This is a genomic window from Streptomyces sp. NPDC092370 (assembly GCF_044755265.1).
GTDB lineage: Bacteria > Actinomycetota > Actinomycetes > Streptomycetales > Streptomycetaceae > Streptomyces.
In genome coordinates, this window is record NZ_JBIVQO010000006.1 from 347,020 (window position 1) to 372,580 (window position 25,561).

Here is a 25,561-nt window from a genome sequence, read left to right on the forward strand (position 1 = left end):
TCAGGGACGACGACGGGAAGACCTGGACACGGCAGGGTGTTGGTCATGAAAGCCCACCTTTCGCCGCGCCGGGCCGAGCGCCCCCGCCTGACGCAGAGGAGCAGCCGATGAGCGCCCTCGCGTTGTCCGTCCTGCTCTCCCTCGTCTCCGCGTTCGCCTACGCGGGCGGGGCGATCGTGCAGGAGCGGGTGGCGGAGTCCTCGCCGGGCGAGCAGTACGCGCCGCTGCACCGGCCGGGCTGGTGGGCGGCGGTCGGGTTGAACGGCCTCGGTGGGCTGCTGCACGTGGTGGCGCTGGCCTACGGTCCGCTGAGCCTGGTGCAGCCGCTGGGCGCGCTGACCATCGTGGTGGCCCTGCCCATGGCGGCGCTGTTCGTCGGCCGCAAGGCCGGTGCCACGGCGTGGCGGGGCGCGATCATGGCGACGGTGGGGCTCGCCGGTCTGCTGTCCCTGGTCGCCGCGTCCGACGCGCGGTCGCTGAGCGCGGCGCAGCGGGTGGCCGTCTCCCTCGTCACCGCGGGCGTGGTCGTGGCGCTGATGATCGCCGCGCGGACGGCGCACCGGCACCCGGCGGTGCGCAGCATGCTGCTGGCGACCGCCTCCGGGATCGCGTTCGGCATGTCCTCGGTGTTCACCAAGACCGTCGCGGTCGACTGGACCGGCGGTGTGTCGGCGGCGGACGTGCCGTCCCTCGCCGTGATCGGTGTCCTGGCCACGGCCGGCATGCTGCTCTCGCAGGCCTCCTACCGGGGCGCCGGCCTCGCGGCCCCGCTGGCCACGCTGACGGTCGTGAACCCGGTGGTGGCGTCCGCGGTCGGCATCACGATGTTCGGAGAAACCTTCCGCTACGGCACGACGGGCACGGCGCTCGCGTTGAGTTGTGGTGTGGTGGCGGCGGGTGGCCTGATCCTGCTGACGACGGAGCGGCTTGCGCACGGGCAGCCGTCGACCGCGGATGCCCTGCCGGCGGCGGGGCGTGCGTCAGAGGCCGTGGGCGGTGGTTTCGAAGAGCTGCCCGCAGCGGTGGGCCAGGCACCCGAGAACGTGGGCGGTCTGCCCGAGCCGGTGACCGCCGGAGCCGAGGCCATGCCCGCCGGCCGGCGATCGCTCGTGGAGGACGTGCTCGCGCCGGGGCCGGAGAGGGGGACGGTCACGGCCGTGCTCGTGCCGGGGCCGGAGAGGGGGACGGTCACGGCCGTGCTCGCGCCGGGGCCGGAGAGGGGGACGGTCACGGCCGTGCTCGTGCCGGGGCCGGGGACACCAGCGGTGCTCGTGCCGGGGCCGGGGGCGACTGGGCTTGAAGCCGGGCCGACGGCGACGCTGGTGGCGGTACCGGACACAGCAGCGGCGATGCTCGTGCCCCGGCCGGACACACCGGCAGAGGCGCTGATACCGGTACCGGACACAGCAGCGGCGATGCTCGTCCCCGGGCCGGACGCGGAGCCCGCGATGCTCGTGCCCCGGCCGGACACACCGGCAGAGGCGCTGATACCGGTACCGGACACAGCAGCCGCAGCGGTGCCCGGGGCAGGGGCAGCGGTGGTGGCGGCGTCCGGGGCGGACGGCTCGTACGAGAGCGGGGAGCCGTCGATGTCGGTCTTCGACGACGAGCGCCCGCTCTCCTACGTGCCCTTCCACGGCATCCCGTACGTGCCGCTGCCCATGGTCGACCGGCACCGCGTACGTGTCAGATCCTGACGCCGCCCGCCCGGAGGTACGCCACCGGGTCGACGTCCGAGCCGAACCCGGGCCCGGTCCGCACCTCGAAGTGCAGATGCGGGCCCGAGCTGTTGCCGGTGGAGCCGGAGCGGCCGATGCGCTGGCCGGCGCTCACCGACTGCCCGTTCCGCACGGAGATCGCGGACAGGTGGGCGTACTGGCTGTAGCGGCCGTCGCCGTGCCGGATGACGACCTGGTAGCCGTAGGAGCCGCCCCACCCCGCGCTGACGACGTTGCCCGCCGCGACCGACTTGACGGTCGTGCCCGTGGGGACGGGGAAGTCGACGCCGGTGTGGTAACCCTTCGACCAGGAGGAACCCGCCTTGCGGTAGGGCGTCCCGAGTGAGGCGCTGACGGGGGCGACGAGTCCCTGCCGGGTGGCCGTGGACCGGTCGGCGCGCTCCCTGTTCTCGTCCTTCGACCGTTCCTTGGGCCGCTCCTTGGCGCGGTCCTGGGCCGGCTTCTTCTGCGAGGGCTTGGCCGACGGCGCCGGCCCGTGCGCGGGACGCGTCTTGGTGGCGCCCTCGCCGCGCAGCGCGAGGCGCTGGCCGGGCACGATCAGGTCGGGGTCGGAGCCGATGGCCGACCGGTTGGCCGCGTACAGGCCCCGCCAGCCGCCCCGTACGTCCTGGTCGTCCGCGATGCCGGAGAGCGTGTCGCCGCGCACCACGATGTACATCTCGGCGTTGCCCGCCCGGGACTGCGGCGTGGACTGCGGCCTTACGTCCTCCAACGAGGTCTTCTCGGCGTCCTTCTGCTTGGTGCGCTCGGCGGCCGGCCGGATGTCGGGCTCGCCGCCGCCCCGGGTCAGTCCGGCCCGTACCGAGCAGACCGGCCAGGCGCCCGGGCCCTGCCCGTCGAGCACCTTCTCCGCGACGGCGATCTGCTGGTCCTTGCTGGCCAGGTCCGCGCGGGCCGCGTAGGCCCGACCGCCGTAGGCCTCCCAGGTGGACTGGGTGAACTGGAGCCCGCCGTAGAAGCCGTTGCCGGTGTTGATGTTCCAGTTGCTGGTGGACTCGCAGGCGGCGACCTTGTTCCAGGTGTCCACGTCCGCCGCCTGGGCGGCGCCGGTGCCCATGAACGGCAGCGCCATGCCCGCGCCGCCCGCCGTGACGGTGAGTGAGGCGCGGTTGATCCTGTTCGGCTGATACCGGCGGTGCCGGCCCCGTACGGCCATCGAAAGCCCCCCTGGGCATGCGTCTGGAGGGGCAAAAGTAAGCGCTGCGAACCGGCCAGAACAAGACGGCTATCAGCCGCCCGGGAGTCCAAATGGCCGGTATGAGGCACCTGTTGTGCGACGTGCGCCTCGGCGGTGCACCGTGTACGGCACGCGGTGCGCGGGTGCGCCGTGCGCGGGGACGCGTACATCGGCTGAGTGCGACGGGGCTCTGTTCCGTATCAGCCTGCGCCACGCCGTGCGACCCGCGCGTGCGGACGAAGTAGCGGCACGTAAGGATGGTCGACGGGGATGCCCCTGGGCACCACCCACCGGCAGCACCGATACCGAGGTCTTTAGGAGCGAACCGAATGAGCAGTACAGCGCAGATCGGCGTCACCGGTCTCGCGGTCATGGGCCGCAACCTCGCCCGCAACTTCGCCCGCAACGGCTACACGGTGGCGGTGCACAACCGGACGCCCTCGCGCATGCAGGCCCTGGTGGAGGAGTTCGGCGGTGAGGGGGAGTTCATCGCGTGCGAGAGCGCGAAGGATTTCGTGGCGGCGCTGGAGCGGCCCCGCCGGCTGGTCGTGATGGTGAAGGCCGGTGAGCCGACGGACGCGGTGATCCAGGAGTTCGCGCCGCTGCTGGAGCCCGGCGACATGATCATCGACGGTGGCAACGCGCACTTCGCGGACACCCGGCGCCGGGAGCGCGACCTGCGCGAGCAGGGCATCCACTTCGTCGGCATGGGTGTCTCGGGCGGTGAGGAGGGCGCGCTGAACGGGCCGAGCATCATGCCGGGCGGCCCGAAGGAGTCCTACGACTCGCTGGGCCCGATGCTGGAGAAGATCTCGGCGAAGGCGGCCGACGGCTCGCCGTGCGTCTCCCATGTCGGTCCGGACGGTGCCGGGCACTTCGTGAAGATGGTGCACAACGGCATCGAGTACGCGGACATGCAGCTGATCGGCGAGGCGTACCAGCTGCTGCGGGACGTCGCCGGGTACTCCCCCGCCGAGATCGCGGAGATCTTCCGGACCTGGAACCAGGGCCGTCTCGACTCGTACCTGATCGAGATCACGGCCGAGGTGCTGTCGCACGTGGACGCGGAGACGGGCAAGCCGTTCGTGGACGTGGTGGTCGACCAGGCCGAGCAGAAGGGCACCGGCCGCTGGACCGTGCAGATCGCGCTGGACCTGGGCGTTCCGGTGTCCGGCATCGCCGAGGCGGTCTTCGCGCGCTCGCTGTCGGGGCACGCGGAGCTGCGGGAGGCCTCGCGGGGACTGGCCGGTCCGAAGGCGCAGCCGCTGAGCGAGGCGGAGGCCCGGGCGTTCGCCGACCGGGTGGAGCAGGCGCTGTACGCGTCGAAGATCGTGTCGTACACGCAGGGCTTCCACGAGATCGACGCGGCCCGTGGTGAGTACGGCTGGGACATCGACCTGGGCGCGGTGTCCGCGCTGTGGCGGGGCGGCTGCATCATCCGTGCGGCGTTCCTGGACCGGATCCGCGCCGCGTACGACGCCCGGCCCGACCTGCCGAGCCTGCTGTCGGACGCGACGTTCGCGCAGGAGATCGCGGACGCCCAGGACGACTGGCGCGAGGTGCTGGTCGCCGCGACCCGCCAGGGCGTGCCGACGCCCGGCTTCGCCGCGGCGCTCGCCTACTACGACGCCCTGCGCGCGGAGCGGCTTCCGGCCGCGCTGACGCAGGGACAGCGGGACTACTTTGGTGCCCACACGTACCGCAGGGTGGACCGTGACGGTTCGTTCCACACGCTGTGGGGCGGGGACCGGTCGGAGACCTCCGCGTAAGCGCTGCCGCTGAGGGCGGTGCGCGGGGCGGTGGACGGCAGGATGTGCCGTCCACCGCCCCGTTCGCGTACCGGGGTCAGGACAGGGGCGGGCCGGGCTCCGGGCTCGGTACGGGGTCCGGTCCCGGAGGGATCGGCGAGGGGTCCGGTCCCGGCACGGGGTCGGGGCCCGGGGGTGCCGGCGGGGTCGGGCCCGGCGGCGGGGTGGGCGCGGGCGGCGGCGGAGTCGGCCCCGGGCCCGGCGGGGGCTGCGGGTTCGGGACGGGGTCGGGGTGCGGCTCCGGGCGCTGGGGGTCCGGTCCCGGTGTCGGGGCCGGCGGCACGGGGTCGGGAATCGGGTTCGTCATCAGGTCCTCCAGCCAGTGGGACGACTCCGGCTCTGGACTACTCCCCCGCCTACCCGGCCCGTCCCTGCGCAGTCACTCCCCCGCGGGACGGGACGGGACCAGGTGGGGGTAACGCGGGCCGGGGTGGCGGGAACGGCCGTCAGAAACGGCCGGGGTGGGCCCTCAGCCAGTCCTTCGCCGCCGCGAGGAGGCTCTGATCGGCCGGCTTCGCCTCGTCCGGATGGCGTTCCGCCCACTTGGTGACGTAGGGACACAGGGACGCGACCGCGCTGTCCTCACGGCCGGCCAGGGCGTAGAGCTCACGGGCGAGTGAACCCGCGATGCCCTGGCCCTCGTGGGCCGGCTCGACGATCGTGTGGACGGGCACCAGCGCGCGCTCGGGGCTGTCGAGCACGAAGTACTCGATGCGGCCGACGACTTCGCCGCCGGACACGGCCTCCAGCCGGCCCGCCACCCGGTCGTCGCGGATCTGCGGGCCACTGGTCTCCGGGTCGCTCATGGACACGCTCCTCGTCCTCCTTCGGTCAGGCCCCGACGGCCTGCGGGCTGCGCCGCTGGTCCGAGCCGGGCACCGGCTCGGACGGGTCGGCGCCCAGGGCCACGATCCGGTTGTCGCGGTCCACGTGCACGACCCGGGGGGTGAGTGCCCGCGCCTCGGCGTCCGTCACCTGCGCGTAGCTGATGATGATCACCAGATCGCCGGGGTGGACGAGATGGGCCGCGGCCCCGTTGATCCCGATCACGCCGGATCCGCGCTCGCCCTCGATGACGTACGTCTCCAGCCGGGCGCCGTTGGTGATGTCCACGATGTGCACGAGCTCGCCGGGCAGCAGATCGGCGGCGTCGAGCAGATCGGCGTCGATGGTCACCGATCCCACGTAGTGCAGGTCGGCCTGGGTGACGGTGGCCCGGTGGATCTTGGACTTGAACAGAGTACGCAGCACTTTGGACTCCTGAAAGTCGGCTCCCTGCCTGCTTTCTGCAGGTCAAGGGCGGCATTCACTGTACACCGGCACGCGTCGGAGTCGATGATTGTGAGGAACATCTCCTGCCATTGGGGAAAGAGCTCCCTGCCTGGGCTTCCGCGTCAACCAGGCTGTTGTGACACCACCGACCAGGTGCCTGTTCGGACAGCCGTTTCAGAATGTCCGGGAACTGATGCTGACTAGATGCTGACTTGCCTGACGTTGCATCAGGTGCATGCCGGTCATAGGTATCAGCGCCACTCCCATGGCAAAGCAAGCTCGCAGCGAGCTGGAAAAGGGTGTCGATACTCCGATTGTGACCGCCGACAGGACGCGGGTGTGCTGGTCGGGTCTCGGTGAGGCCAGGCGCAACCCCGGCCCCACCCTGTTGGTCAGACCTTGGCCTCAAGTACGCCCAGCGCCGTATGGAGGACCGGCTCCAGGCGCAGGCGCGTCCCGTCCCGGTCGAACACCTGGAGGGCCTCCAGGCAGACGACGGCCCCACGCGCCTCCCCGGACGAGAGACCGGCCATCTCGGCCGCAGTGATGAGGTAGGCGTCGTCATGCCAGTCGGTACCGAGCTGCTCAACGACCCCGTCGTAGGCAGCCTTGAGGGTGTCGTTCTCCAGCAGTCCCACGGCGTCGACGAACTGTTCGGCGCCGCTGCCCTGCTCCAGCCACGACGTCAGGTCTGCCAGCACCCGGTCCTGGTCTGGTCGGCGATCACGCAGCTGCAGCGCCTTGTCCAGCAGGTACGGCCAGCCACCGGTCGCCTCCGCCAGGCGCGTCAGCCGTTCCTCCGTCTCGCACAGGCTGTGGCGCTGCGTCCAGTCCTTCAGGCTGCGCAGGTCATGCCGGCGCAGCACCACGACGGTGTCGTGGTCTGCGTCGAGACCGGTGAGGAGGCCAGACCAGAAGCCGAGCTGTTCCACACCCGACACGAGGACCACCGAGCGGGTCACCTCGGCGGCCTCGGGCAACACTGCCCTGGCCAGGTCAAAGGACTCCCGGCAGGACTTCTCGCTGCCCAGCGAGAGATCGCTGATGAGTAGTCGCCGCTCGCCGGCGCGGCCGAGGGCAAGCTCCTTGCGGAACGCCTTGGCGCTTCCGATCGCGGGCACGGACCAGCCCGCCACCCTGCCCGTCACCTCACGCAGAGTCCGTTCCACATCGGCGACGCCGGTCGCCTGTGTACCGAGAACGACGCGGACTTGGTTGACGTATTCGCCCAGCAGGTAGTCGATCTGGTTGACGGTGAGCGGGGCGGACCTGCCGTCGTAGAGGTCCGGACGGCTCTCCAGGACAACGGTCTCCTCCAGCCGGGACTCCGTCTCCGCCCGCAGCAACCGCGCCTCGATCTCCTGGGCGGTACCGATCATGCGCAGCGCGTTGGGCCCCCGCAGATGCCAGCCCTGCCCGTCGTTGTTCGGCGCCAGGACACCAAGGCCGACCATCTCCTGCAGATAGGCGCGGAACCCCTCGCTGTCCAGGTGCTCGAAGCCGCGGGGCCACCAGCCGGCACATTCCTCCCGCAACTCCCTGTCACTGAGCCGGGTTTCCAGACCGTTGTCCCGGGCGTGCTGGGCAAGGACATTGGCGATGACGTGGTAGCGGTCGTCGAGGGCGAGGGTGTCCTTGAAGGCCGCGGTGATGTCCGAGCGCAGCGAGGTGTCCTGTTCCACCGCGTCGACATCGAACTCCTCGATCGTGTACGGAGGCGGCGCGAGTGGTGCGCGCGCCCGCTTGCCCTGCATGACCTGCACCATCCGGCTGCCGAATATCTGCAGAAGGAAGGGCTGGTACGAGCAGAAGCCGAGCACCCGGTTGACGAGGTCGACGTCGGCGAACTCGAAGCCGAGCGCACGCATCGGGTGCACGATCAGGTCGGCGGCGAACTGCGGGGCGAGCGGTCCGACGACCGTCGGGGTCTGCGCCAAGTGGCTGAACGGGCCGTTCCTGGCGAGCCGGGTGAAACGCTGCACCGAGTGCAGACCGGCGAAGACGACTTTGGCCCGCCCGCGCGAGTCCTCGCCCAGACCACGCAACCGGCGGGTCTCCGTGCACTCGGGGACGTCTGCCTCGAAGAAGCGGTCGCACTCGTCGAGGAGGATGAGTAGCCGCCGGTCGGGATCCTGAGCGAGCCACCGGGCGATCCCGTCGGTGACCCGCTGCCATGCCTCCTGTTGCGGGCCCCTGCGTCGAGGCTCCTCCAGGACTCCCTGCCTGATCAGCTCCTGGTCTAGCGTGGGCCAGATGGCTTCGGCACCAAGCGCGGTGCCCCGGCCAATGCCGATCTTGTCCAGGTTGAGGTAGAGCTTGCGGTAGGACCCCGGCCGCTGTTCCTCGAAGCGATCCCCCGCGTCGGCGAGCAGGGCCGACTTGCCGAGACCCCGGCCGCCGTAGAGGATCTGGGTCCCCGCCGGGTCGTGGATGCTCTTGCGCTCGCGGTCCCGTCCGTAGAACATCTCCCGGCCGATCTGGCCCCGCTTCTCCTTGATGTACGGGTTCACCGCGGAGAACGGCAGCAACGTCTCGGTCGTGGCATCCACCCGCCGGTTGCCGTGCGCGATGAGGTAGGCCAGCGCGGCGTCGTCCACCACCATGATCGGCTTGGTGTCCTGGGAGGCGGCGGCCAGCTCATTACGGGTTCTGCTGTCCAGCGTCCCGAAGTGGACGACGAGCAGACTGCTCTCGTCGGGGTCCTGCAGAGCGCGGGTGATGAGCAGTTTGGCCGCGGGACGGCCCCAGATCAGCAGGGCGCGGAGCTTGCCGCCACGGTCCTTGATCTGCGATCCGAACGCGGGTGCCCAGGCACGGCCGGTGACGTGCACGGGCGCGAGTTCGAAGAACCGGTAGTCCTTGCCGCGCGGCAGATCGTCCAGAGGCCGCGCGCGCCGGGCCTCGTATCCGAGGAGGGCCAGAGCTGGATTGAGGCTTTCGCGCGGATTGATGTTGATACGGTCCTTCGTCGCGGCGAGCGTGCTCCACAACTCCAGGGCCGCGGCGGCCCGTTCGGCCTCCTCCTCCGAGAGTCCTGCATAGTCCAGCACGGCGTGGTCGCCGTACCGGCCACGGGCGAGGACGGCCGCAATCAGCTCCGCGTCGATGCCGCCCGGCAGCGAGTCCGGCACGGCGGGGAAGAACGCCTCCAGATGCGAGTCCTCGGACCTGATCTCCGGTACCGGTTCGCCCAGTTCGAGGAAGTAGACGAGTTCGGCCGCGGTGGCCAAACTGTCGGTGTCCAGATTGCGCAGGACTCGTTCGCGGTCCTCCGCGCTCACGTCCGTCAGCGCGGCCAGCCGGGCGCGCAGCCGGTCGGCGGCTTCCTCGCGGTAGCGGGGCAGCAGCTCCTCGACTCGGTCGAGGTTGCGGCGGACCGCGGCCAGCTCGCTCGGCCGGTCGTGCTCCAAGTGTGCTCGGGCGTCCGCGAGCAACTCCTGGAGGCTGACGTCCTGTTCGACGGTGAGTGCCTCGTCGGCCTGGGACCGGCGGAGCCGGGCGGCCAGTTGCCGCTGTGTTTCGGCGAGCGCCGCGCGGCGCTCCTTCTCGAACGCGCTGAGGTGTGCGCGACGCTCCTCCGAGAGCGACAAGGTGTGGGCCGCAGGAAGGACGTCGAAGTCCGCGAGGTCTGTGATGGTGCGAATCACGCCGAATTCGTCACGGGCGAGCTGCTCCTCGATCGCGTCGTCCCAGGTGCGGTCCACTGCCTTCAGCAAGCCGTCCAAGGTCGGCTTCTCGCCCTGCACGGCCGGCTCGGCCTTGTGGAGCTCGGCGTCCAGAACCGTCTGAACGTCCGGCTCGGATCCCGTCTCGACCAGTCGACTGTTCGCGTCCAGCCCGTCGAAGATTTCGGCGAACAGGTCCCGCGCCACGTAGGCGGTGGCTTTGGCCAGGACGCCGGAGCTGCGTTCGGCCGCGGTGAGGTCGTCGGCCACCCGTTCACGCAGGCCGAGGAGGGAGAGGCGCAGGGATGCGACGGACTGGAACGCCCACACGTTCTCCTCCGCGCGTCCTGCTTCCAGGTCGCGCTTGACCGCACGCCACTGCCGTACGGCATCCCGGACGCGCTCTAGGCAGTGGCGGACGTTGTTGCGGCCCGACCCCTGGATGCCACGACCGCCCGGCCCGCGCAGCGCAGCGTCCATCTCGTCGATCGCCGCCTCGACCTGAACTCGGCGAGCGAGGTTCTCCAGCAGCTCGTCAGCCAGGTGCTCGGCGTCCGGGGCCCCGGCCACGATGGCGGTTAGCACGCTGCCGAGCAGACCGGTCGGCGCCAGCCAGCGCTGCACCATGGCGCTGGCCCGTTGGAAACGCAACCGAGGCACGGTAAGCAGCGCCTGGCAGGCATCCACGGCCGCACGCAGTTCGCCCTCGGTGTGGGAGACATCGGCGACAACGGCATGGGGCGGCGCGACGAGTAGTGCTCCCTGCAGTGCGCGTTCTGCCACCATGGCGGCCACTTCGTGCAGGGCATCGGGCAGTTGCGGGGCAAGCGCCCTCAGCTGCGCACCGACCACGGGCGCACCAGTCACGAGGGCCGCGCGGACCAGCGTGGGCAGCAGGAGCAAGGACAGCGCGTCGCTGTCGCTCCCCTTATGGGCTTCCCACTCGTGCAGAGCCTCCTCAATGACCTGAGCCGCTCGTCCGGTCCTGGAGTGCAGCAGTGCCGCCGCGGCGGCCAGGCGCAGAACCGTGGACTCGGTGTCCGGGCGGTCGGCGGCCTGCGAAAGGTGGGCGGCAAGCCCGAAGCGCTTCTCGGCGATGAGCCGGGCGAGGACGGGTTCAAGGTCTTTCGTTCCCGTGTCATCGGCGGTACCCGAGGTGTTGTCGACGGCCACGGTCACCGCGGGGTCGGCCGCGACCCGCCGTTCCGGCGCGGGCTGCTGCTCGGCGGGGTCGGCGGACCGGGGAGGTCGCTCGGCCGGGACGGAATCGGCGGTGCTGTGGTCCTGCGTCTCAGGCGCGCCGATGTCAGCCTGTGCGGCGGTGGCCGCCTCCGAGGATGTGGCCAGTGCCGGCGCCTCGGGAACCTCGGCGGAGTCCTCGCCCTGCGGGGCGGCGGCCTTGTCGTGGGTGGTGGTCCTGTGCTCGGTCAGCGAAATCTGGTGGTACATGACGGCGGCCACAGCGTACGGCGGATGGGCGACCGACAACTGCTGTTGGAGTTCGATGATCTCCTGCTGTGCGTCGGACCGGTCCTTCATGCCGGCGAGGCGCACCAGCAGCGTGAGAACGTGTGCGTACGCGTCGTCCTGTTCGTCCCACTCCTGCTTCGCGAGCAGTGACTCCGCCCTCAGCCTGGCGTCCGCGATCACCGAGGCCACCGCACTGCCCGGAGAGCAGCCTAGGGCCGTCACCGTCTCCACCATGTGACGGGCCTCGGCGTTCCTCTCCTTCCGTTCGACGCGTGCACGAACCTCGTCGATCGCCCTCAGGACATCGGTGAGGCGATCGGTGACGCCGGTGACGCCGAGTGCGGAGAGTACGCCCCGCGCACGGGAGAACGCCGGGGCGACGGTGGTGAGCGGCACCAAATCCGTGTCGGCGGGCGGGCACCCGTCAAGCAGTGCGGCGCGCACGCGGTCGGCGGCGCCTCGTGCCTTCTCGACGACGTGCTTGAGCTTCTCCTCGACCAAGGCCAGATCGTCCAGGGAACATCCCTCACCAGGGGGCTGCTCTCCCTGCTGCGCTGAGGACTCGGCCAGGTCCGGAACCGAGATGTGATCGGGCCGCCGGGGAACCGGGACAGCAGCGGTCGGCTGTGGTTCCTGAGCCGCCGCGTCCTCGTCCAGCGCGGTGACGTGGTCGCACCCGGGAGTCGCGTCGATCACCTGCTGAGCGGCCTTGAGTACGGCGGCCAGTGCCGCCTCGTCCGCCTCCATGCCGAACCAGTCGTGTTCCGCGGCCCATACGAGCAATCGGGCGTCGTGTGCCGAAGCCTGAAGGTGGGAGAAGAGCGCCAAGCGGAGCAGGCAGGCACCCCAGCGGTCTACGAGACCGGGGCTCATGTCGGCGGTCCCACGCTCAGCGACCACGTGATCGATGTCGTTCATGATCCGGGCGGTGAGATGGGACGCGGCATGCCTGTGGTGAGTCGGCTCCATCCGCTGCAACCGCTTGAGCACCTGCTCACTGAGCACGCGCCCGAATCGCCGCGGCTCGACCTTGCGGAAGCCGAGGCCCCTCATGATGGCCTGACGGTCCTTGGGGCCAAGGGAGTTCAGCGCGAGTTCCGCCTCGCCGACCGTGAGGGCGTCGAGGGCAGCGTCCAAGACCTGACCGAGCCCGTCGAGCGTTGCGGCGAGTTCCTTGAGCAGTCCAACCGGTGTGCCGTGCGGGGAGGACGGTGGTTTGGTAACCACGGGGTAGCTGACGGTCATTCAGTCCCGATCTCTTGTTTCCTGTGATGTGGATGCAGGCGGTGTGGCGTGCGGCGCGCGCATGCCCGGCCGGTCCGGCCGGGGTGCGTCAGCGCCGGCGGGAGTGTTCCGTGACGAAGGTGTAGCCGGGTGGCAGTTCCCAGCCGTCCGCCTTTCCGACGTGGCGGCAGTGCTCGCGGTAGGCAGCGCGCTGGGCATCGGTCGGCTTCGAGCCCGCAGGCAGCCTCCGCAGAAAGCCGTGGACGAAGTGCGAGACACCGTGGACCTGCGGCGGTGCGCCGGCACCCGAGCCCGGCCGTGGCACCACCACGGGGTTCGGCGCGTAACCGATCAGGGCGATGGGCTGCTCACCGTCGCGGGCAGGGTGGTGGGGCTCGCCGTCCGCACCGCGGCTGCCAATGGCCGCATACAGGTGGTGTTCGGCGAGGAGCTCGTCAACGGCCTGCTCCAGTGCTGTGATTTGGTGGGGGGCGGGAGCTGTGTCGTAGACGCCTCGAGGGAGGGCGGCCCGGTCGAGGAGGGCATGTCCGTCGGGCGTGAGGCGGCCGAAGCGTCGTACGGTGCGCAGGACGAGACGCCGGGTGTCGAGGCCGGCGGACGAGTCACCGTCCCGGTCACTACCCGGCGCTCCTTCCCGGGTGAGCACTCCCGGGTCGTAGCGGTGCGCGACGAGCTGCCCGTCGATGTCGACGGGGTGTTCCAGTTCGACGGTGTGGACCCGGAAGACGGTGCCGCCGCGCGGCCACTGAATGTACAGGCACAGCCCGGGGAAGAAATCGATGGGCCACTGGACGTTCCGGAGCATGCCGGTCTCATCGGTGAGATCCAGAAGCACCTCCTGGACCTCCTCGGACGCGTCGAGCTCGCCGCCGGGATGGCTGAGTTCCAGGCGTACGCGCACGGAGACGGTATCCGTGCCGAGATATGCCAACCCGTCCCGGACCCTGGGGCTCAACGGCAGTCGGTCCTCCATGAGGTGGGCGAGACGCAGCGGGGTCTGCCAGCAGACCTCGCTGTCGTTGATCCTCAGGTAGTTCGGCGGACCGATCCGGTCACCGTCCACGAGCGGGGTGTCCGCGGGTTCGGCATCGACGTACCGTTCGTCCTCCGGCTGTTCCTCTCGGGGGACGCTCTGTGCATGCGGCACCGCGACAGGCCGGGGCGGCGCGGGTGGATGCACCGTGTCATGCCAGCCGCGTCCCGCTGGTCGCAGCGGATCACTGTCGTCCGCCTCCTCCGAGCCCGGGTGGTGGGACCGCCAGATGCCACCGTTCTGGAAGTCGTCGTCGAGGGTGATCCGTACGTCGCTCCCGGCGCGTATGCCGTTGTCCGTGTCTCCCCGGACGAAATCCGCGACCGCCAGGTTGGCGCGGCACACCGAGACCGCGTATTCCACTCCGCTCAGCAGTGGTTCGGCACCGTCGACGCCGCGCAGCCACGGCCCAATCGCTGTGTACACGGTGCGGGAACTGTTCAGGCCGTGCCGTCGGCGGGTGGCAGGGGCCGCACTGCGTTCCACGGAGCCGGCGAGGGCTCTCAGGTCGTCGCCGCCCAGCGGCCCGTCGTGGCCCAGGGCGGCCCCGATGCGGGTACGGGTCAGTGCGTAGTGGCCCCAGCTGCGCAGGCTGTCGCTGGTGCGCAAGGCGTGATCGACGGTGTCCAGCAGCCCGCTGAGGGCGTTCTTCAGCCGCTCCTCCGTGCCACCCCCGGCCAGGTGGGCGGCGGACACGGGAACGAGGGGGCTCAGCAATGCTTGGCGCTGGTGGATCAGCAGGTGCTGCACGAAGGCGGTACAGTCGTCGAGCCCGGCCTGCGGCGCCGAGCCGTAGCGGGCGTCGACGACGACGTGGCCGTCCTTGTTGAGCCACTTCTGGCGGGCCCGGAACCGCTGCAACTTCGCCTCGCTGAGCTGCAGCGCGGGGCCGAATGCCGTGAGATCAGGGACCAGCAGCTCCCGGCGCACTGGGTGCGGTGCCTCCGACAGCTCGCTCGGTCCTCGGACACCGGCCGGTGCCCCGGACACCCAGGCGGGTACGTCGGCACCCTCTTCTACGCCGGGGTGGCGGCCCTCCTTGTAGACGATCTCCGCGTACAGCGGGTCGGATCCGGTTTCGATGCGCACGAGTGCCCCGACGGGCAGGGCCGGTACTTCGTCGCCCAGCGTCAGGGAGGGGAACGCGTCCAAGTCGAAGGGGCCGTTACCGTGGCCTTCACCACCGAGTTCGTAGCCAAAATAGGCCGCGTTGAAGGCGACCGCGGTGTGCACCGGACACACGCGGTCGGCCACGACCGCCTCCAGGTAGCGACGCAACCGCTCCAGTTCCTCGGCGGGTGTGCTGCGGTGTCCGCCGGTCATGGCGGGAGTGAGCACAGGCTCGCCGTCGAACGGCCGCCAGATGTCCAGTCCAGTGCTGATCATCGTGGTCATGCCCAGCCGTCCTTCCGTTCGGATCCGCTTCCCGCCCGGCTGGATCTCGTGTGTCGGACCGGGCGGACGGCTCGCCAGAGGCTGTCCGGGCCCTCGACTGCGGCTCCGGCTGCGGCCAGCCGTGTGAGGCTCGCGCCTACTGCCGCATAGGGCAGATCGGCGCGACCGCCGAAGTGGCGGCTTTCTCGAATCGCCTTCGGCAGGGGGATCATCGTTCGATTCCTCGGGTTGTAGGAGGATTCGTCGCCGCGCAGTGCGTGCCAGAGCCGGCGCGGGTGTGCGCCCTGCGGCTGGAGCTGCAGCAGCCGGTGGACCTGGAGGTCGACGCGCTGGTCGCGCAGTGAGGTGTCGGCACCGCCCCCCTCGCGGGGGCGCGGGCTATCGAAGGCCTGGGCGACGGCAGGGCGCCGCTCCTCCACGGGCCAGTGGCCGGTGTCCCAGCAGGCCGAGCAGCGGCAGCGGGCCGTGGTGCAGCACCCCTCGGGTAGGTCGCTGACGCCGAAGTAATCGGCGAAGACCCGTTGGGCGCAGACCGTGCTCGCCTCGAAGAAGTTCCGGAGCCTGGCCAGTTCCTCGGCGGCTCGGCGGCCGCGTCGGCCGAGCAGCGGGAGGAACCCGTCGGGCAGGGTGCCCGTGCGGGTGGTCAGACCGGTGACCAGGCGGCGGCTGGGTGCCGCGGAGACGTCCAGGAGCCCACGATCGTGGAGGTCGGCGAGTAGTTCCCAGGTCGCCGACGGTCCATCGGCGACCGAGCGGTAGTCGGGGCACCGGGCGGCGAGTTCCCGGTCGAGAGCTCGGACGTCGACCTGTCGTGGGGTGTCCCAGGACAGGGCGGTGTCGATGACGGTTTGCTCCAGCCGCATAGACCCGGCCGCTTCCTCGTCGCGCTCCGCGGCAGTGGTAGGCGTCTGTCCTGCGCCGTGGCCGGCCGGTCGGAGGTCGCCGGGTTTGACCGCGCAGAACGGCGGGTGGTCGCCGAGGTCCTCGACGGCGCCGAGGTCGGCGAGCGCGCTGAACGCCCGCATGATGCCGCCCTGGTAGCGCTCCTGGGTGTGCCGGTCGTCCAGCTCAGCCTCGCTCAGCGCACCGCTCGCGGCGTCCTCGGCCATGAGCAGGTCGGCCAGCCGTACCGGATCGAGCGTGCCGTCCCGCTGGGCGAGGACAAGGCTGCCCATGCGCCGGAGCAGCGACGGGGGCAGTTCCTGGCCCGTCATGAAACGGACCATGCGCAGACCCCGGCTCGTCGCGAGGGCGAGACCGCTGTTGACGGGGCCGTCGCCAGCCGTCCCCCGGCCCGCGCCGTCCCGCCCCGCCCGACCCAACTGCTGGTAGAGCGCGGCCAGGTCGGTAGGCGGCGACACGCACATCACGGTGCGTACGTCGGGCCGGTTGACACCGAGCCCGAACGCGGAGGTGGCCACCACCACGACCGGGACGAAGCCGTCGTCGCCTTCCCGGGGCGCCTCCCGGAACTGCGTGATGACGGCCGCCTTCTCGGCCTCCGTCAGACGGCCGTGGAACCGCAGGACGCGGACGCCGGCGACACCCACGTACTCGCGCAGGTGGGTGTAGAGGGTGTTGACCTCCTTGACGGTGAGGCAGTAGAGGATGGCGTGACCGTCGAGTGCGTCGACGACGCGCTCGACCAGCCCCGCCACACCTCCCTGTCCGAGCCGGTCGAGGGAGCGGCGGAAAACGGCGAGTTCGGGCCTGATCGGGTTCTCGCGCACCGTCAGGAGCCCGCCGACGACTCCGGGATGCTCCGCTTCGGCGGTCGCCTCGGCCGAAGCGGGCTCCGGGACCTCGGCGGGCAGGCCGAACAGTCCTTCGCGCAGCGCCTCGTGAACGGCCCTGTTAGCGGTGGCGGTCACCGCGGTGACCGCCACCCCGTGGTCCCGGCGCAGCTCGTCCAGGAACCTGCTGACCCTGCGCATGCTGGGCCGGAAGTCCTCCCATTGCGGGAGGGTATGTGCCTCGTCCACGGCGATCCGGGTCACCCGACCCGCCGCCGCGGCCGCGCGAACGGTCTCCCGGAAGCGCCGCTGGCACAGGCGTTCCGGGCTGACGTAGACCAGGCGGATACCGTGGTCGGCCCGACCGAGGAACTGGTCCGTCACTTCTGTCTTGCCGACCCTGCTGCTGGACTCGCGCAGCGGGGAGATGAGCGCGCGGACCGCGCCACCGATGGACCGGTTCAGTTCAAGGGCTTGGTCGTGCATGAGAGCGACGAGCGGGCTGACGACCACGGTGACGCCGGGCAGGACCAGCGCGGGCAGCTGGAAGGTGAAGCTCTTGCCGAAGCCTGTGGGAAGCAGTCCGAGTACGTTGCGTCCCTCGGCCACGGCGGCGATGACGGCCTGCTGGGCCGGCTTGAGGGCCACGGGTTCGTCGACGAGCCGCAGCAATCCTCCGATGCGGGCGCAGCGGTCCTTGATCTCCTCCACGAGCAGGCCCTGTTCCCGCAGCTTCCGAGTCTCCTCGGTGGTCAGCGCCAGTTCGCGGATGCGCCTGGTGTGCGGCAGGAGGGTCTGTCGTTCGAGGGCTTCGTCGGTACACAGCTCCGCGGCCCGGGCGGGATCCAGGAGGTTGTGGGCCGCCATGAACTCCCAGATGCGACGCCATCCTTCGGCCATGGTGGCGACGTTGCCGCCGCCGATGTCACCGGATCCCGAGTCGGGGCGCTGAAGTCCGTCATCGAGGCTGCCGAGGAAGGCACGCCGGTAGGAGCGGCGCAGGCTGCTTGCTCCCGCGAGTTTCCGGTCGCTGATGACGACGACGCCGCGGTGGCGGTCGGAGCGGATGAGCCGGCCCACCGCCTGACGCAGCTGGAGCGCGGCGAGCGGCAGGTAGTAGTGCTCGGTGGCGGCACCTTCCGGATCGGGGTGGCCGGCCTGCTCGGCCCGTGCGGCGACCGCTGCGCGCCGGGCCTCCACGATCGGAGCAGCGAACGGTGCGAAGGGCAGTTTGTTGATCCACACCAGACGCAGCCGCTCGGCGTCGGAGACGTCGACCCCCTGCCAGATTCCCTTGGTGCCGACGAGAAACCCTCCGCCGTCCCGCCGGTCGGTGAAAGCCTGATAGGCCCGGCCGTTGCCGAGAGTGAGCGCCTCGACGACCGGCGTATCGAGGGCGCGGGAGCGTAGCTCCCGCAGAAGGTGGAAGCCGATGCCCGCGGCGGTCGAGCGGGCGGTCGTGAGGATCATGCCGCCGCCGTCGAAGCCGTTGCCGTCGGCGCGTACACGCGTCATTTCGGTGGCGAATCCGGCGACCTGGTGGGCGACGGTCCGCAAGGCGCCCTCCTCCTGCTCCGCCCAGGAGGGGAAGTCGGAGAAGCACACGACCTCGGCCTGGCTGCGCAGGGCGAACGGGGAAGGCAGGGCCAGCGTCGGCAGATCGTCGGGCAACCCGAGTCGGGTCCGCATGAAATCCCATTCCCCGGCGACACGCAGGGTCGCGGAGACGTAGTGGACACGGTCGAAGGACTCCAGGTAGCGCCGCCACTCCGGGTCTGCGGGCAGATCGATGGGACTGGTGGCGACACGGAAGCGGTAGGACCGCAGCTCCGCCCTGGGTTCGTCCACTTCCTCCAGATATAAGACGCGGGAAGGGGGAGCCTCGTCCAGGGTGAGGGCGGGGTCGAGAAAGGCGCAGATGTCGGCCGTGATCCGGTCGAGGGCCGTGGTGAGGGAGTCGGTGTGCTCCGCGAGCGCCGTCAGGCGCTCGCGTACCAGGGGATCGATTCCGGCAGCGCGCTGGACCACGTACCGCTCCAGCGTGATGCGACAGGACACGAGCGCCTTGGCGATGCTCTCCAGCACCAGCGACAGTCGCCGGGTGTGCCGGGTGCCGGAAGTGCCGGCGTAGGGGCTGGCGAGTGTGGTCGACCGGCTGCCGATGCGTACGCCCACGCCCTTGGCCTGGGCGTCGAAGGCCTGCGCCGCCAGCCGCGGAAGGCGTTCATCGTCGAGCAGTCGTTCGAGGTCGGCAATCGCTGCGGCGGCCTGTTCCTTGGCGGTGCCCGGGTGGGCGTCCGCGATCCATGCCTGGTACTCCGGCAGCAAAGCTTCCAGGTCCTGGTAGTCGGCGGTCACGGTCAGGGCCGACGTAGCGGCGTTCTCCAGCTCATGCGCCTCGTCAACCACGAGGAGCACCTCGGGTCCGACGGCACGCAGGTCGTCCAGGTGGGAGAGGACGAGCGCATGGTTGGCGAGGATAAGGCGGTGGCTGTCGATCGACTCCCGGACAGTGTCGGTGTGCACGGTGAGCGGGTTGCCTGCGGCGGGGCCGTAGTCACCGTCGCGCTGGGACAGCGACTCCAGCCAGAGCGGCAGGCCGCGCCCGATGTAGTCGGTGAAGAAGGCGGGCAGGTCCACCGGGTCGACCGATCTGGCCGTCCAGGACTGCGGGGGCTCCTTGGCCGCGAGCAGGCGCAGCGCGAGAAAGACGGCGAGTTCGCGGAACCGGCTCCGCTGGGAGAAGCATGCGCGGACGGTGCCCGCGGAGCGGCGCCGACGCGTGGCCTCGGCGAGAGTCTTCGTCAGGGCTGCGAGGGAGAGCCGGTTGGACTTGCCCTTGACCAGGTCGGCGACCCCGAGGATGCCCGGCAGGGCCCGCTCCAGGTCCTGAATGTCCTTTGCCATCTGGCTCTGCAGCTGTTTGGTGTACGTGGCGATGACAGCGGTACGGCTGTCGCCACCGGCGAGCCAGTCCAGCGCGGCGGCAAGTACCGCATAGCTTTTTCCGGTGCCGGTGGGCGCTTCCAGCAGGCCGCCGACGCCGCGGTCGGTCCAGTCGTGCAGCGTCGCCGTCATCTCCTGCTGGGCGAACCGGGGTTCAACGCGGGAGCCGTGCACGACCCGGGCGAGAGCGGTCGGCTCGACCCGTCCGCCGGCGCCCCGTAAGACGTCCGGCACATCCACGGCGCCCTTGCCCGGTGCCCTTCCGCCAGGGGTTCGACGCGGCGTGTGCTGCCCAAACTCGGCACCCAACAGGCGGGCCACGTGCGCCTGCTCCCACACCCGCGGCTCTCGATCGTTGGCGGCCTCACCCCCGGCCAGTTCCCGCAGCAGCCGCCACGCGTCGGAGTCGGGGCAGACGTCGGCGATGAGATCGCGCAATTCGGCCGTCCTGCATGCGAACTCGGCGGCGGCCCGCTCCAGGAGGCGCACCAGCAGTACCGCATCGCCGTCCGCAGTATGGGCACGGAGGTCCGAACGGGAGACGTCGAGCTGAAGCGCGAGGTCCTGAAGTCGGTGGGACGGGGCTGTCGGCCAAACGGCGTGCGCGAGGTACAGGCCATCGACAGGGCGCACGGCGGAGAGCGGATCGCGGGTACCGGCCTCCTTCGCCGCTTGACTGACGACGGGGAAGTCCAGTGTCGTGCCGTTGTAGGCGACCACGACATCGGCATCCGACAGGAAGTCGCTCAGCTCCGTCCACGCCTGTTGCGGAGATAGCCCCTGGCCGAGTACGGCGTCCCGGACGCTGCCGTCACGCAACTCCTCAGTGGCCCCAGGGAACCTGAGGTAACGCCGCCAGCGGGGGGCCGCAGCGACCCATTGCCGATCGGCGCCGAACCTGACCGCTGCCACCTCGTAGACGTGCCGCTCCAAGTAGGGAGTGGTCACCGTCGTCCGTACGACGCTCTCGACGTCGAGAGCGACGGTCCGCAGCACGGATGGCTCGTCCAACCGGGCAGCGATAGCGGATTCAGCGCCTGGCTTGCGTCGTTCAGGCACCACCTGAGCCGGGGGCGCCGATTCCTGCAGAGCAGCAGGCAGGAGAATGTCCCCCGAAGCGATGAGCAAACCTCCACGGACCGCCTCGGCGACCAGTTTGACTAACCGCTGCTCCGGCAGTGTGCCGAACTGTCTCTTGGCCTCGACGACCAGTTCCCGCTCAGAAATTCCGGACGTAAAGGCGCGGACCAGCTCTGCAACCTTCCGCGACGCCGCAGAAACCGTCTGCCCTTCGGGCATACACACCCCCCTTGCACGGCCCTGGCCCATGCCCGACCGCGCCGCTCCCTCGGCTCTCCCTCCCCTGGAGACCCGGGACGTGCCCTACATCATAGTTTGGTTTGGAAGGTTACGGACCTTCAGCAGAAACATTCGAGGGCGACTGACGAACCGGCGGCAGAGGGGATGGACGCGATGACCGTCTCTCAGGCGTTCTCGTCATGGATCCGCACACCGAGATCCTCCGCCCACTCCAGCGCCCACGCCTTGAGTTCTTCGATCTGCCGGGAGGTGAGCCCGTACGCCGTGTAGTCCTCATCCTCGTACCAGTCCGCGCCGATGAGCCGGTCCCGGAGGTCCTCGAGGCTGAACTCGTCGTGGGCGCGACGGCGGCCCAGGGATTCGAGGTCGGCGGTGGATCGGTGGTGGGAGGCAGCCTGGACGTCGATGAGGTCGCGGACGGTGCCGCGGTCGGCGAGGGCACGGACCTTGGTGCCGATCACGTCGTCGAGGGAAAGAACGGGGCCGTAGGGGGTCTGGGCGGGCGGAGCCCAGAACGCCTCCTTGAGGACGTCGACCTCGCATTCCTCGCCGGTGTCCGGATCGGTGACGAGGAACCGGCCGCTGAGCGGATCGGTCTGGACGTGCGTGGTCCGCCATCCGCGCGCGCTGAGACCTGCTGTGAGTGAGGCGACGATCTCCTGCATCGGAGCGGGGTTCTCGGTGGCGACGTCGAGGTCACGGCTGAAGCGTTCGACCAGGCCGTGGGCCTGCACGGCGTATCCGCCGGTGAGGACCAGAGGGTAGGGGGAGCCGAGGTCAAGGATGTCTGCGAGGAGACGCTCGTGGAGCGGAGTGAGCTTCACGCGGCGGTCGTGTCGGCTGGAGCGGTGCGGAGCAGCTCGGGGAAGGCGTCCTCCCAGACCTCGCGGATGTAGGGGCTGATCAAGCGCCGCAGCACGGGCCACTGCTCGATGAGCAGCCGGTGGTGCAGGAGGGCCACCAGGTCCTCACTCAGTCCTTCGGCGAGGACGGTCCGGTAGAGCGTCATGCGGGACTTCGGACGGTCCAGGCTGTAGCTCGTCCGCCCGGACCAGACGATGTGGAGCGGCAGATCCACGCTGCCCTCGACGGGGCCGGCCAGCTCCTGCAAGCGCTCGGGCAGTCGGCTGCGGTAGCGGTCCCGCAGCACCTCGGCGCGGGGGGCGGCGATCGTCGTGTCCATGCATCCAGTATCGCTGCTGGGAGGCGGCGGCATGGCGGATATGGGGCTGCCAGTCGTACGTACACAGGTCGGGCGGCCGCCCTTCCCTCTGACCTATCGCCCAGTGGGTGCTTAGCACATCATCGCCTACCCGCGCAGGCCCCCAGGTGGCGCGGCAACCGGCTGCCCTGCAGACCCGGGACCAGCCCCGCTCGCGGGCGCGGGCGATCATGACGCAGCGGGTCACGCGGAGGGCCGCCGCAGTGGAGTCGGCTGCGGCTTCGGTCTCGGTGTCGGAAATGACGACGGCGCAGAAGCCGAGGCCCATGGCGCCGGCACCGTGGACGAGAAGGACACCGGGACGGGCGAGGCGGTCGCGGCCAGAGGGGGCAATCGGAATCCATAAGGCACGCCGCTGGGACGCTCCCGCGCCCGATGCTGACCGTTTGCTGACCCGAGCGGAAGTATCAAGCCGCTGACCTGCAAAAACACCCAAACGCTAGATCTTGGACTTGAACATGGTACGAAGCATTTTCAACTCCTGGAAGGCAGCTCCCTGCCTGCTTTGTGCAGGTCAAGGGCGGTCTTCACTCTACACGGGCACGCATCGGAGTCGAAGATTGTGAGGAACATCGCTTGTCATTGGGGGCAGGGCTCCCTGCCTGGGCTTCCCGCGCAATCAGTGTGTTGTGACGCCACCGACCAGATGCCTGTTCGACCAGCATTTTCAGCATGTTCGGGAATGATGCTGACCAACTGCTGACCTGCCTGACGATGGGCCAGGTACGCGCTTCGTCGGGCACGGAGCCACTTTCCGCATCGACCTGGAAGTCGTTCAACGCGCCCGGCAGCCCGGGGCTCCACGATCCCGGAACAATTGGCGGTCGGAGTGGACCTACGACCGACTGATGCCCCACCGGCGCCTGTGGAGCACACGATCCGGGCAGCCCCGTGGTGAACACCGCGGCGACCACCGGCACCACCGTCGGAGCGAGCACTCCGCCACTGCGGACCACACCTGGTCTGCACCCCCAGCCGGCCGGGCAGCCGGACCCGGGCTGACCGGTACCCTCCCCGGCCGAGCGGTGCGGTGCAGCGGGCCGACCCCGCTTCCGCCCGGGCCGAGTTCCGTGTCAGGAGCACGTCGCCGACAGCGCGGTGAGCAGCCGGAGCGCCGCCTCCTCGGTGAGAGTGCCGTTCCGACGGCCGTGGGTGACGTCGTCCGCCGTATCCCCCGCAGGCGGTGACCGAAGCCGGCTGTGAGCGGGCGGAGTCGGGGGGGCGGACGGGCCGCCCGCGGCGGCGGACGCGGGGCCGCGTGCCGCGCCGGCCGTCCGGTGCCCGATGACGTCCGCCGCCGGGCCGAAGGGCTGCGGACGCGGGCGGAAGAGTGACACGTCCTCGAGGTGAAGTGCGAGGTGGCAAGGCGGACTTGGGCGCCCCTATGGGGAGCGGGCACGCGTCACACGGCGCGTGCCCGCCCTCTCAGACCGTCCGCCCGCGTTCCTTCCTCACGCGTGGACAGGGCTCGTGGGGGCCGGCTGCCGTACCGGTGCGTGGGAACCGTCGGCCGCGACCATCACCGCGTGGCCGACGGTGTGCAGCATGGGCAGGTCGGACGGGTGGTCGCCGTAGGCCCAGCAGTCTGCGGGGTCGATGTGCGGATGCCGGGCGAGGAGTTGGCGGACCAGGGTGCGTTTGCCCTCGCCGATGGCCGGGGCGCCGATCAGTTCGCCGGTCAGGACGGGTCCGCAGCGCTCCAGCCGAGCGCCGAGCGCGTACCGCGCCCCGAGCACCTCCGCGACGGCCGACAGCAGCGGCGGGAAGGAACCGGAGACCAGGGCGACGGGTGTGCCCTCGGCCTGGTGGCTGCGGAGTGCGGCGAGCGTGGCGGGGATGTAGAAGCCGGCGGATCGGCTGCGTTGCCGGTACCACCGGCGGGCCTCGGCCTCCACCTGAGCCACCGGACAGCCCCGCCACGCTCGGTGGTAGAGGCGGTTCGCCTCCTCCCGCGGCATGCCGCGGGCCACCCGGCCGGTCAGGTCGGCGAGCAGTTCGGCGGCGCGACGTGCGCCGTCGGGGCCATGGTGCCGTTCGAAGTAGTGGGGGAGGAACTCCACGGCGCTCTTGCAGCGGATCAGGGTCTCGTCGACGTCGCAGAACACCAGGGACGGGTGAGCGGCGTTCCGGTGACGGGGGCTTGCGGGTGTGTCGCCGTCGTCGGCGGGCCCGGGCTCGGTGGGCAGGCCGTGTCGGCCGTGCGTGCCACGGGCGTGTGGCTGCGTCGCGCGGGCGGGCGTTTCAGTGGACACCGGCAACTTCCTTGACGTCGGCGGGACGGGATGCCTGGCTGATGACCTGTGTCAGCACGTGCGCCCGGTCCGCGACCGCACCTGCCTCCGGGGTGAGGTCGGCGAAGACCGAAGCCGCGTACTGGGTCGCCGCCGTCTCGCGGCGCAGGGCCTGGTGCGCGGCCAGGACGTGGACGTCGCGCCATGCACGTTCCAGCGGTCCCGGACTGCCGCAGGCGTACATGCCGGCCTCGCGGAACAGCCGTTCGACCGCGGTGACGAGGAGGTGCGCGGCGGCTGCCGCGACCCGGCGGTTGCGGGCCACGTCCCGCTCGGCGCGGGTGCCCGAGTCGGCGCGCAACGCCGCGTCCCGCAGCAGCAGTTCGGCCGCCTCGATGTCGTCGGCCACCTGCGCCAGGACCAGGTGCAGTCCGGCCCGGTCCCCGTCGGGCCGCGTGCGGGACCGGGTCCGCGCGGCCCAGGCGGTCCACTCCCGCAGCGCGCCGCGTGCCGCCCCGAGGGCAGGGGCGCACATCAGCACTCCCGCACCGAGATACGCCGGAGCAGTGTGGCAGTGGGGCAGGCCGGGGCCCGGCAAGCCTGCCAAGACGTCCGCCAGGGCGCAGGTCCGGTGCTCCGGTACGACGACGGGGAACTCCAGGACCGCTGTGTGACTGCCGGTGCCGCGCATGCCGGTGCTGGACCAAGACCGACGTATGCGGACCGAGGCGGCGGGCACGGCGAAGAGCCGGATCCCGGGAGCCGGCAAGGGCGGCTCTCCGGCCGCCGGGGCGGCCAGCAGCAGCCAGTCGGCGTCCGTGATTCCGCTCACACACTCCCAGGTGCCGCTCAGGAGCCAGCCGCCCGGAAGAGAGGTGGCGACGCCGGAGGGGCGCAGCCCCGCCGCGATCCGCACATCCGGCGACTCCCCCCACAGCTCGCGCTGTCCCTCGAGAGGAAGGTGGGCGGCGTACTTGGCGTGTGTCGCCCACAGGGCCGCGCACCAGGCCGCGGACGCGCAGCCCTCGCCGACGGCGGCCACCGCTGCGAACAGTTCGGTGAACGTGCCCTCGGTGCCGTTCCAGACCCGGGGAACGAAGTGCCGGGCGAATCCCGCCCGGGTGAGGAGCGCTACCGTCTCCGCGGCCAGCCTCCCCGTGGTGTCGGCTGCCGCGGCGTGGGCCTCGCAGGACGCTGCGGCGTCCTCGATCCGGCCGCGCGCCTCCGTCATGCTCCCGCCCGCCCCCTGGTACGGGGAGGTTTGACGCTCATTCACCTGTCGCTTCTCCTTTACTGACCCTGCAC

General features: G+C 70.7%; 11 protein-coding genes and 1 pseudogene. 2 read left to right on the forward strand and 10 right to left on the reverse strand.

The genetic code is table 11. The features are described from left to right. Positions 1–107: 107 nt before the first annotated feature. Positions 108–933: pseudogene (locus ACIQHQ_RS20815) on the forward strand (DMT family transporter); the annotation flags it as partial. A 753-nt stretch (positions 934–1,686) separates the two neighbouring features. Here the strand turns inward: ACIQHQ_RS20815 and ACIQHQ_RS20820 are convergent. After that, positions 1,687–2,895 carry a transglycosylase family protein gene (locus ACIQHQ_RS20820; RefSeq protein ID WP_402613368.1) on the reverse strand — a complete coding sequence of 403 codons (1,209 nt, stop codon included), beginning with the start codon at positions 2,893–2,895 and terminating at the stop codon, positions 1,687–1,689. A gap of 350 nt (positions 2,896–3,245) precedes the next feature. On the opposite strand from ACIQHQ_RS20820, the gene gndA reads away from it, so the two are divergent. Beyond that, positions 3,246–4,685, forward strand: coding sequence for an NADP-dependent phosphogluconate dehydrogenase (gndA, locus tag ACIQHQ_RS20825; RefSeq protein ID WP_402613369.1), 1,440 nt, complete (start codon positions 3,246–3,248; stop codon positions 4,683–4,685). Between the two features lie 485 nt (positions 4,686–5,170). Here the strand turns inward: gndA and ACIQHQ_RS20830 are convergent, their stop codons facing one another. From ACIQHQ_RS20830 to ACIQHQ_RS20870, 9 genes are all read right to left on the reverse strand, one after another. Continuing rightward, positions 5,171–5,530, reverse strand: a complete 360-nt coding sequence (locus tag ACIQHQ_RS20830) for a GNAT family N-acetyltransferase (protein WP_402613370.1) — start codon at positions 5,528–5,530, stop codon at positions 5,171–5,173. A gap of 25 nt (positions 5,531–5,555) precedes the next feature. After that, positions 5,556–5,975, reverse strand: coding sequence for an aspartate 1-decarboxylase (panD, locus tag ACIQHQ_RS20835; protein ID WP_402613371.1), 420 nt, complete (start codon positions 5,973–5,975; stop codon positions 5,556–5,558). Positions 5,976–6,388: 413 nt separating this feature from the next. Beyond that, positions 6,389–12,376, reverse strand: coding sequence for a hypothetical protein (locus tag ACIQHQ_RS20840; RefSeq protein WP_402613372.1), 5,988 nt, complete (start codon positions 12,374–12,376; stop codon positions 6,389–6,391). Positions 12,377–12,464: 88 nt separating this feature from the next. Then, entirely contained in the window at positions 12,465–14,804 is a 2,340-nt protein-coding gene (locus tag ACIQHQ_RS20845; RefSeq protein WP_402613373.1) for a hypothetical protein, read from the reverse strand. Further along, a complete protein-coding gene (locus ACIQHQ_RS20850; RefSeq protein WP_402613374.1) occupies positions 14,801–20,494 on the reverse strand; it encodes a DEAD/DEAH box helicase in 5,694 nt (1,897 codons plus the stop codon). The genes ACIQHQ_RS20845 and ACIQHQ_RS20850 overlap by 4 nt, the downstream gene beginning before the upstream one ends. 473 nt (positions 20,495–20,967) lie before the next feature. Next, positions 20,968–21,627 (reverse strand): nucleotidyl transferase AbiEii/AbiGii toxin family protein, encoded by a 660-nt coding sequence (locus ACIQHQ_RS20855; RefSeq protein WP_402613375.1) that lies wholly within the window; start codon positions 21,625–21,627, stop codon positions 20,968–20,970. Then, entirely contained in the window at positions 21,624–21,986 is a 363-nt protein-coding gene (locus tag ACIQHQ_RS20860; RefSeq protein WP_402613376.1) for a hypothetical protein, read from the reverse strand. The genes ACIQHQ_RS20855 and ACIQHQ_RS20860 overlap by 4 nt, the downstream gene beginning before the upstream one ends. A gap of 1,490 nt (positions 21,987–23,476) precedes the next feature. Continuing rightward, the gene (locus ACIQHQ_RS20865; RefSeq protein WP_402613377.1) at positions 23,477–24,277 is read right to left on the reverse strand and encodes an HAD family hydrolase; all 801 of its coding nucleotides are present in this window, start codon (positions 24,275–24,277) and stop codon (positions 23,477–23,479) included. Further along, the gene (locus ACIQHQ_RS20870) at positions 24,267–25,532 is read right to left on the reverse strand and encodes an acyl-CoA dehydrogenase family protein (RefSeq protein WP_402613378.1); all 1,266 of its coding nucleotides are present in this window, start codon (positions 25,530–25,532) and stop codon (positions 24,267–24,269) included. Before ACIQHQ_RS20870 ends, ACIQHQ_RS20865 begins: the two co-directional genes overlap by 11 nt. Between the last annotated feature and the right edge of the window lie 29 nt (positions 25,533–25,561).

Coding starts and splice junctions, on each gene's coding strand:
- ACIQHQ_RS20820 (WP_402613368.1), bottom strand. CDS start 2,895: ATGGCCGTACGGGGCCGGCACCGCCGGTATCAGCCGAACAGGATCAAC.
- ACIQHQ_RS20830 (WP_402613370.1), bottom strand. CDS start 5,530: ATGAGCGACCCGGAGACCAGTGGCCCGCAGATCCGCGACGACCGGGTG.
- ACIQHQ_RS20860 (WP_402613376.1), bottom strand. CDS start 21,986: ATGGACACGACGATCGCCGCCCCCCGCGCCGAGGTGCTGCGGGACCGC.
- ACIQHQ_RS20845 (WP_402613373.1), bottom strand. CDS start 14,804: ATGACCACGATGATCAGCACTGGACTGGACATCTGGCGGCCGTTCGAC.
- gndA (WP_402613369.1), top strand. CDS start 3,246: ATGAGCAGTACAGCGCAGATCGGCGTCACCGGTCTCGCGGTCATGGGC.
- ACIQHQ_RS20840 (WP_402613372.1), bottom strand. CDS start 12,376: ATGACCGTCAGCTACCCCGTGGTTACCAAACCACCGTCCTCCCCGCAC.